Below are 8785 nucleotides of genomic sequence, written 5' to 3'. Positions count from 1 at the left end.
TTTATAATATTAAAAAAATAAAAAGGCTACAACAAGGGGCATATTGCACAGTCGGGTGCGACGCAACCCGTCTGCGACACCATGCCCGATACGTTATACCTAATAAAATAATAATCAATTCATAACAGACTAATGAGGGTACTTTCTATAATATTGTGTTTGTTTGTCACAATTCTTTTTGGTTGCACAAAGGTTGCTCCAGATAGGTGGTATTGGAATGATCTTAATTTAAAAGGAGAGGTACAAAGAATTGAAACATCGGTAATTAGAAATGACAGTACAATCATAAGTTTTACTGAAATGTATAGTAATGACTATCTTATAATTGCGTCTATTTATAATGACCATAGAATTCTTTATCATTATGAAAATTCTTTAATAAAGAAACAGTTTCATATATATGAAGCTAAATCAGATACTGTTTATATAACAGAATTAAATGCTAAAGAGCAACCTTTAAATTGTTATCAAAAAGATTATTATGGAACTCCATACTATATTGAGTATGATTACCTTCCAAATTTCACTAGGACTACTTTTTTTAATGATGATAAAAAGGAAAAAGCAAAAGCATATTTAGAAGAATTTTATGACCCTAAAGGATTTTTAAAAAAATCAAAACATTATGTAGATAATACCTTGATGGATACTAATTATTACAATACTTATGTTTTTGATTCTAAGGGTAATTGGATTTCAAGAAGGATTAGTCAAACTATACTTGATTTAGAACCTTCTCAGCTTATTGAAGTTCGAAAAATCACTTATTTCTAAAAATTAGAATAAAAAAGGTATAACAAGGGGCATATTCCACAGGCAGCTATGCGACGCAATCTGCCTGCGATACCATGCCCGATACGTTGTGGGTAATCATCAAGTATCATAAATGAAGAAAGCAATTCTACAAATATTGATTTTAACAGCTATTTTTTCTCTGAATTGCTCAAATCAAGATAAAATGACCGATCAAGAATTAAACAGACTTTTTAAGAATCACAAAATTCCAAGTGATTACATAAAGTTGAGAAACTTTGAATTCTCATTAGATTCACAATCTGATTACTATTCAAATGGTTTTGAACTGTTGTTTGATGAGAATGACTTTATGTTGAAAACATATTCAACTGATAATTCTTTTCTAGATTCATTTATAATTTTTGCCCAAGCCGATGGAACAGGTTCTTTGTATGCATATTGGTTAAATAATGGAGAACTAACACAAGATACCCCAATTGTAATTTTTGGAAGTGAGGAAGGAGTTTATGCAATTGCAGATAATTTTAAAGACTTATTGAAAATACTCACTTTCGATTCTGAACCAATGGTTTATTATGATGAGATATCGTATTATAAAAATTTAGCTGATTATAATGTAAGCAAGAATAGGTCTGAATATATTAAATGGCTAAAATCTGAGTTTAAAATAGATCCGATAGAAAGTACTGAAGAGTTAGTCTTAATTGCTCAACAAAAATATCAAAAAGATTTAGAAGCTTGGATAAACAAGTTTACTGAAATTTAAATAACTGTATAAAAATACCCACAACAAGGGGCATAGTTCACTGTCAGTTGCGACGCAACCTGCCAGCGACACCATGCCCGTATCGTTGTGCAACATTGAAAATAAATACAATAACTCTTAAAACAAAAAACATGGATATTAACAAAGTACATAGTGAATTGAAAAGCCTAAATAAAGATTTACCTGCGGTAGCCTTCACTAAAGATATTTGGGAAAAACAAATAGAAGCCTTTAGTGGTGAATATTTTGGTAATATGAGTGCTGAAATGCTTGAGAGTCCATTAGAAGGAATCTACGCTGATTTCGAGGCCCTAAGTCCAAATCCAAAGGTGAATTATAATGATATAAATGATATTAAAGTAGAGAACTATGAAATCGAATTCACTCTAAAAACTAAGAATAATGCTAACAGTTATATAAGTAAGCACAGGATTGTTTTTAGATACATCGGCTTCAGTATTTCTACCAAAGATGGTATTGCCTTTCTACAAAGAGAAAATGAAAAATATCTGAGTTTTCCACCTACATTAAATAATCAAGAGGAAAGAGAGCTAAACTTTAATTCCTTACGCAATGATTATGGATATACTGATGAGCAAATCGAATATTTTATAAATATGCAAGAATCTAGTGCAGGATTTCTTGTTGCCAACGGGCTAATTGAAAGACTAAACACACCGTTTAAAATAGTTGATTTCTCAATAATGTTCCCAAAAATCATCTTCTCAGGAGATTTTGTAATTAAGAAAGTTAATATTGAAGGAGATGACCTGATTACATTCATGCCAGAGTCTTTTGAAAGAAAAGAGCCCACTCAGTGCGAAATTGATGATCAAAACGACAGAACTTTCGGGACAGGAACATATGAGAATGGCGAGTTCAGAGTTGGTGGTGGTGCTTATCCTAGCCGAACAGTAGGAAAATATCCGCGCCCTTCAAATTCGAAGAACAGTGAAATATTCTTATTCCTTCCTAATACAGCAAGTGAAAAACTCCTTTCACCTAGTAATCTTGGTGAATCAAATAAGTCAAGAAATGTTTTGGCAAAATCCAAGGATAGTTGGGAAATTCCACCATTTCTAATATCTCATAAGGCACAAATTAGTACGGAGGATCATGCAAGTATATCTTGGGATCAATTAAATCCATATTTGAATTTGGAACTAGGTTTTTACTTAGATTTTTATTTAAAAGTATGGCTCAAAGTTTTTCGACTTAAAACCAAATTGGGCAGTGTTGATACTTCCGAGCAATATGAAATTAAATATAAAGGGCAGCTAATTGAATTTTACAATGGAGATTTGGGCTTCGTTGGTGAACTTTGGGATCCATCAAATTTTACAATTAGGAATTTTCATCTTGATACAATCCTACCAGATTCAATAGATCGAGTTGCAAGTAAAATATTAAAATACGTATTGGAGCCAATTATGAGGTTTTTCATTACCAAGCTGATGATTACAGTAACTTGGCCATTAATCTCAAAATATATTTTCTTTGGTTTAGGAGGAGCAATTGGCGATGTTGGCCCAGGTTCTGAGAATGGTAGAAGTCCAAACGTGCTGCCAAAAATCGAATTATCAAATTATTTCGCAGACAATGATTCAATGACGATGGGAGTGACAAGAAAACTAGATGATTTGGGATAAAAACGTTGCACAACAAAGCATATAGCTTATGGCGGGTGAACGGCTACCAGCAAGGTGTTCGCTCCGTAGCCAGCTTTGGTTTCGGTGGACAGGAAAGTGCTTCGAAACCGCCACAAGCCATATGCAAACCGTTAGACATAATAATTTTTTGAATTATGAATAAATCGCAATTAGTTGATTATTATATCGATAAGTCGCAACATCCAGACTTTCAACTAAATGAAGTAAGGAAAGATCTACAGGTAAAAAACATACCTGAAGAAGATATTAAAGTGATTGTAAGATTAGTAGATAATGAAGTTCAGAAAAGAGCATTAACACAAAGCTCTAGCAAGAAAGGAAATGAAATAATGATTGCTGGTGGTGTTTTAACATTTATCGGGGCAGGAATAACAATTGGGACATATACAGGAATAATAAACATGGGGAACAGTTTTCTAATAGTTTATGGACCATTCTTCACTGGTATTTCGATGCTTTTTACAGGTTTAGCAAAAAAATAAAATATGCCTAACAAGGGGCATATTCCACAGCCATATGCGATGCAATCTGGCTGCGATATCATGCCCGAGTCGTTGGGCACAAGCGTTAAGAACTACTTAATATAAACTGACTATAATAAATGAATTTCAGAGAAAAGCAACAGTATCAAGAACACTACGAGTTAGTTGAAAAACATATCGAAAAATATTTCAAGGAAGCTAATGTTCGTGTATTTCATGAAATTCCAACCTTAGATATTCATTTAGATGTATATCATATCCAGTCAAATAATTTACAATTTGATGTTTTACTAACATCTGGTATGAGCTCAATAGAAATGAATGTCGATGAAATTCTAGAAGATTCTGTCTCTTATAAGTTTGCTGAATTAATGGTTTTAATTCCTAAAGGGATTGATTTTGGTGATATATATCCAAGTAAAACTAAGAATGATTGGATTATTTCAATGATTAAACAATCAGCCAAATTTCCACATTTCTATGATACGTGGATTGGAATGGGGCATACATTACAAGCTGATGAGGGGATGATACCATATTCAGTTGATACAGAGTATTGTGGTTGTATAGTTTTACCAACTGTGACTTTACCTGAAGAATTTGGAACAATTAATTCACCAAATGGGGTGATTAATATCTATGGTCTATTTCCAATGTATAAGGAGGAACTTAACTACAAGATAAAGAATGGATTCGATTCATTCATGGATCTTTTGATTAAGAATAATGGAAGAGAGGTGATAGATTTTAATAGGAAGAATTTTTGTCAGGAGACTCCGAAGAAAGGTTTTAGTAGATTTTTTAAGTTTAGAAAATAAAGCAGTGCCCAACAATGGGCATAGTCCACAGGCAGTATGCGATGCAATCTGCCTGCGACACCATGCCTGGGTCGTTAGCTTGAATAAAATAAATGGCATTAATTCTAGAAAATACAAATCAAGTAGAATTTCATTCGGATTTAAATAATCTGATAAGTCCATTTAAAGAAAAATTTAAGTCATTAAATTGGCTCGTAGCTGAACAAGACTATTTGATTTTAGATTCTTCAGACTCAAAATTCACAAACAAGATTAATCTTGATTCAGACTTTTTTCAATTTGATGGACATGAACTTTTAGATATTTTAGAAGGACATAATATTCAGTTTAATTGGGGAATTTTTTGTGGAATGACAAATAGATTAAACTATATAAGAGAGGAAGATTTACCTTTTGCTGATGGTAATTCGAGAATTTGGTCACACCCTGACGAATTCTTTTATTCTAATTCTGAAATCGAAATAATTTGTTTTGATAGCTCTTTGACAGTCTTGAAATTTCGAGATCATAAAATTGAAGAAAGTTGGAGAAGAGTTTTTACAGACGCTAAGAAATTGGAAAAATAAAATCAAGCTAACAAGGGGCATAGCCCACAGGCAGCATGCGACGCTATCTGCCTGCGATACCATGCCCGGGTCGTTGTAGCTCATTGTTAAGTAATGAATAGAAATAAACTAATAGACTTCAAAAACTACGAGTACGCATTCAACACTTCTGAAACATACTCCATGAATGCCTATTTAAGTGGCGATGACCTTCTTATTCCATACTTGAATTCTCAAATTAGTGATCAAAACCCATTTGAAATAAAAGTTGGATTTAAAATTGACTATTCTTATTTACTCTTGTCGGGTATTTCGAAGATCCAATGGAACGGAGGATTCTATCACGGTGAAAACATCATTGGAAGGCTGATTGTTAATAATCATAGATCGAATGATTTCACTGATTACTTTGGATTTAACAGAAGAAATGATAGTTATGAAATCAAGGCTAGCTTTAAAAAGATAGAGGTCTTTTTGCCTTCAGAATCCAAAGTCTCAAATGGTGAATGGATTCCTTGGGACACTCCAAATTTTAAGCAAAATTTACGCTCATCGGAAATACAAAAATTCTTTGAAGCACAGGAATTACCGAGATTAATAGATGACAGATTTAATCGAGAAAATTCTATCGAATTAGTATTCAAAAACTCAGAAAGAGGTGTAATCAAAGAAATAATAAGTAAATGGTAAAACAAGCTACAACAAGGGGCATATTCCACAGGCAGCTATGCGACGCAACCTGCCTGCGATACCATGCCCGAGTCGTTATCTCTCATGAAATGAAACGAGTACATCTAATTTTTTTACTTCTATTCTTTAGCCAAAGTATATGTTTCGCTAAGTATACTCCGAATAGGCTATTTGAAATGATACAAAATGCCGATGAGATTGTTTGGGGGACAATTTCTGAGATTAGAGAAAGTGATTTTAAAGTTACTATAGAAGGTAGTTTAACAGGAATAGATGGAGACCTTTGGATTAAAAAATTTAGAGATTGGGATTGTGCTTCAAGGTGGAAAGAATATAAAAAGGGACAAAAAGTCTTTCTCTTTCTAAGAAAAGATAAGGAAAATAAGCTTCGAGTAATGAGTGGAGGTAATGAAGGTGAATTACCAATTTTGAATGATTCTGTTTATATCAATGCTAGATCAATAATACCCCCAACTCTTAGTGTAAGTAGAGAAATCTTAATGGATTATGCTGTTTATAAAATTGAAGATCAGCAATACAATTTAAATGGAATGAATTACTACGGAGTCCGTTTAGGTTTTGATGATTTCGTAGCAACATGTATGTACATTAGAGGGTGTCTTAAAATTGAATTTTCAGATCAAAGTTTTGGTCATTTTCATTAAATAGAATCTTGGTCAATTATTTGTTCTGCAAGTGTATTTAATGACTACCCTAAAAATGCAATTATGGCATGGACTTTCAACGAATTGAATTTAAGTAATAAAAAAGAGAGATAACAAGGGGCATATTCCACAGGCAGCTATGCGACGCAATCTGCCTGCGATACCATGCCCGATACGTTATGGTGAAATAAAACATGAAAACAGTATTTCTGACTTTTTTAATTGTATTCTCTATTTTTCAAGCTTCAGATGAGAAAAAAAATGAATTGTTCTCAATTGCAGTACAAAGTGAAAGTACGTTCTCATATTTTGTGGTTTGTAAAATAAGAGATCTAAATACTGGAAATGTAAAAGAAATTTGTACGACTGCGGATTTCTTAAAAGGGGCAATTCATCGCGAATTTAACCTTGATTATTCGGATAAGTCTTTGAGTGAGTCGAGAAAGTTGTTATTGGAATCAAATCGTTTTTTTGAGTTTAAGAATGTTGACGCATTACTTAACGTTAGATTTTATGATTATCCAACAGATAAGTTAGATAGTGTAAGCATGTTGTATGATCTAAGTAACTTAAGTACTGAGATTTTAAAACAAGATGAATGGAATGTTAGGACAAGCTCAGATGAAGAAATGAAACTTTTAGCACATCTATTATTTAATGAAGGAATCCTAACAGGGGAATATGACTGTTTTGGTGGAGTCTTACATTATTTTAAGGATAAAGAAAAATTTAAATAAATCACCATAACAAGGGGCATATTGCACAGGTCAGTTGCGACGCAACCTGCCTGCGACACCATGCCCGAGTCGTTACCGCTAAGCAAATTAAAAAAGTCCAAATTCGATAAAATTTTTAGTGGAAATTGTTTCTTTAAATCAAACAAGGTCAGTGCTTTTTGATCAATTTAGGCAAGATTCTGAAATATAAGTTGGACTTTATTTTTCTGCGTAATTTTTTAGATTCTTGGATTTTTAAACCGAATATTCCATTTAGATTTTAGCGGATTTAAATACGATTTTTGGATTTGATTTTTCTACATTTCGATTTTATTGTAATCAGATTTTTTATCGGATAACCAACCAATTTGTATTTCGATTTGATCTTTTCAAACTATAGATTTTAGGATTTAATCAGATTCTATAAATGAATTTTCGATTAGATTTTACACTCATAAAAGAGCTGTAAAAGAAGGAATTGACTTTAAAAATCGGAACGTTTTGAAATGAAAAACAAAGCGTAAAAAAAGAAAAATGTTTTGCAGAGCTTTGAAAATCATAAGTTTTAAACATTCTGCATAGTTGAAAAATAAATAAAAAATAGCGGTAACAAGGGGCATATTGCACAGTTAGGTATGCGACGCAACCTACCTGCGACACCATGCCCGAGTCGTTGTGAGGTATAATAAACAAGCTAATGAACTATAAGAATCCATTTTTTCGTACAAGACAAGAAAATTTTTCGCTGACTTTAAATCGTCAAAGGAAGGCAGTCATATTTATAATATTGGCAATACTTGCTGCTCTAGCAGCTAATTCTTTGGATGTACTCCAACAAAATATTTTAATTGTTATTCTTATAGTAAGCACTTTTATAATTCTTTTAAACACATACTTTATTTATCATGATTGGATTATAGTTATGCCTAATGAAGTTTCAGTAATGGTGGATGAGAATAAGCTTGTAGTTGAATTTCCTAAACCAAAGAAAGATTTAATAATACCATATTCTGAAATAGATGAAATTAGCTTTAATAAGCTTGCTCCTAATCAAGAGTCAATTATTTCTTTCAAATCAGAAAATCTTTTAGAATTTGGAATAGACATAGATTCTATAAGTGTCAGTTCATTGAGTGAAGCTAATTGGAAAGCAGTCTGCAATAAGTACAAGTTACCTCTTAGAATTGCATTTGATTTATTTCAACACGACGAAAGAGATATTTACGTTATTCAAAAGGAATTAGAAACAGACAAACCAATTTTAAAGAGTGAATTTCAAGAGTTATTGGAAACGATAAAAGGGATCAAACTTTTGGGTGTTCAAGAGTTTTATCACTTAAGAGAAGAAGATATTGAGTATTTGGAGCAGTATTCATTTGAAACAAAATTTGGCTTAGAAACATTAGATTTTTCACAAGGAATACTCGCTATAAGCTACATGAAAAATAAGCCACCCAAAGAAGTAGAAGAGATAGTCAATATATTCAATTGGTCGTTTAAGAAAATATAAATAACACCTCACAACAAGGGGCATATTCCACAGCCAGTTGCGACGCAACCTGTCTGCGATACCATGCCCGAGTCGTTAGCCCTAATCTTAATGAAGAAAATATTAGTTAGAGTATTTATAGCTATTCTAATTCTATCTCCTATTTTGATATTTATCGAATTAGTGGA

General features: G+C 32.5%; 10 protein-coding genes. All 10 read left to right on the top strand.

Annotated features, from left to right (window positions below; translation table 11 throughout):
- Positions 1-132: 132 nt before the first annotated feature.
- Positions 133-774, top strand: coding sequence for a hypothetical protein (locus tag BC781_RS24960; protein WP_146201781.1), 642 nt, complete (start codon positions 133-135; stop codon positions 772-774).
- Positions 775-886: 112 nt separating this feature from the next.
- On the top strand, positions 887-1522 hold the full coding sequence (locus BC781_RS24955; protein WP_109623213.1) for a hypothetical protein: 636 nt from the start codon (positions 887-889) through the stop codon (positions 1520-1522).
- A gap of 131 nt (positions 1523-1653) precedes the next feature.
- Positions 1654-3171, top strand: coding sequence for a hypothetical protein (locus BC781_RS24950; protein WP_109623211.1), 1518 nt, complete (start codon positions 1654-1656; stop codon positions 3169-3171).
- A gap of 155 nt (positions 3172-3326) precedes the next feature.
- Positions 3327-3674, top strand: coding sequence for a hypothetical protein (locus tag BC781_RS24945; RefSeq protein WP_109623209.1), 348 nt, complete (start codon positions 3327-3329; stop codon positions 3672-3674).
- 119 nt (positions 3675-3793) lie between these two features.
- On the top strand, positions 3794-4492 hold the full coding sequence (locus BC781_RS24940; protein ID WP_109623207.1) for a suppressor of fused domain protein: 699 nt from the start codon (positions 3794-3796) through the stop codon (positions 4490-4492).
- Positions 4493-4584: 92 nt separating this feature from the next.
- The gene (locus BC781_RS24935) at positions 4585-5058 is read left to right on the top strand and encodes a hypothetical protein (protein WP_109623205.1); all 474 of its coding nucleotides are present in this window, start codon (positions 4585-4587) and stop codon (positions 5056-5058) included.
- Positions 5059-5151: 93 nt separating this feature from the next.
- Positions 5152-5727 carry a hypothetical protein gene (locus BC781_RS24930; RefSeq protein WP_109623203.1) on the top strand — a complete coding sequence of 192 codons (576 nt, stop codon included), beginning with the start codon at positions 5152-5154 and terminating at the stop codon, positions 5725-5727.
- Positions 5728-5903: 176 nt separating this feature from the next.
- Positions 5904-6392, top strand: a complete 489-nt coding sequence (locus BC781_RS24925; protein ID WP_109623200.1) for a hypothetical protein — start codon at positions 5904-5906, stop codon at positions 6390-6392.
- A 194-nt stretch (positions 6393-6586) separates the two neighbouring features.
- Complete coding sequence (locus tag BC781_RS24920) at positions 6587-7129, top strand: hypothetical protein (protein ID WP_109623198.1); 543 nt, start codon at positions 6587-6589, stop codon at positions 7127-7129.
- A gap of 676 nt (positions 7130-7805) precedes the next feature.
- Positions 7806-8618: a hypothetical protein gene (locus tag BC781_RS24915; protein WP_109623195.1), complete on the top strand. Its 813-nt coding sequence runs from the start codon at positions 7806-7808 to the stop codon at positions 8616-8618.
- Positions 8619-8785 lie beyond the last annotated feature (167 nt).

This window comes from Sediminitomix flava (genome assembly GCF_003149185.1).
Classification (GTDB): domain Bacteria; phylum Bacteroidota; class Bacteroidia; order Cytophagales; family Flammeovirgaceae; genus Sediminitomix; species Sediminitomix flava.
Note: the sequence above shows the minus strand (reverse complement) of the source record. Positions and strands in the feature narration are given on the sequence as shown.

What these genes read in the sequence shown, in the direction of transcription:
- BC781_RS24925 (WP_109623200.1), top strand. Translation starts at nt 5,904, where the DNA reads ATGATACAAAATGCCGATGAGATTGTTTGGGGGACAATTTCTGAGATT.
- BC781_RS24950 (WP_109623211.1), top strand. Translation starts at nt 1,654, where the DNA reads ATGGATATTAACAAAGTACATAGTGAATTGAAAAGCCTAAATAAAGAT.
- BC781_RS24930 (WP_109623203.1), top strand. Translation starts at nt 5,152, where the DNA reads ATGAATAGAAATAAACTAATAGACTTCAAAAACTACGAGTACGCATTC.
- BC781_RS24945 (WP_109623209.1), top strand. Translation starts at nt 3,327, where the DNA reads ATGAATAAATCGCAATTAGTTGATTATTATATCGATAAGTCGCAACAT.
- BC781_RS24915 (WP_109623195.1), top strand. Translation starts at nt 7,806, where the DNA reads ATGAACTATAAGAATCCATTTTTTCGTACAAGACAAGAAAATTTTTCG.
- BC781_RS24955 (WP_109623213.1), top strand. Translation starts at nt 887, where the DNA reads ATGAAGAAAGCAATTCTACAAATATTGATTTTAACAGCTATTTTTTCT.
- BC781_RS24940 (WP_109623207.1), top strand. Translation starts at nt 3,794, where the DNA reads ATGAATTTCAGAGAAAAGCAACAGTATCAAGAACACTACGAGTTAGTT.
- BC781_RS24960 (WP_146201781.1), top strand. Translation starts at nt 133, where the DNA reads ATGAGGGTACTTTCTATAATATTGTGTTTGTTTGTCACAATTCTTTTT.
- BC781_RS24920 (WP_109623198.1), top strand. Translation starts at nt 6,587, where the DNA reads ATGAAAACAGTATTTCTGACTTTTTTAATTGTATTCTCTATTTTTCAA.
- BC781_RS24935 (WP_109623205.1), top strand. Translation starts at nt 4,585, where the DNA reads ATGGCATTAATTCTAGAAAATACAAATCAAGTAGAATTTCATTCGGAT.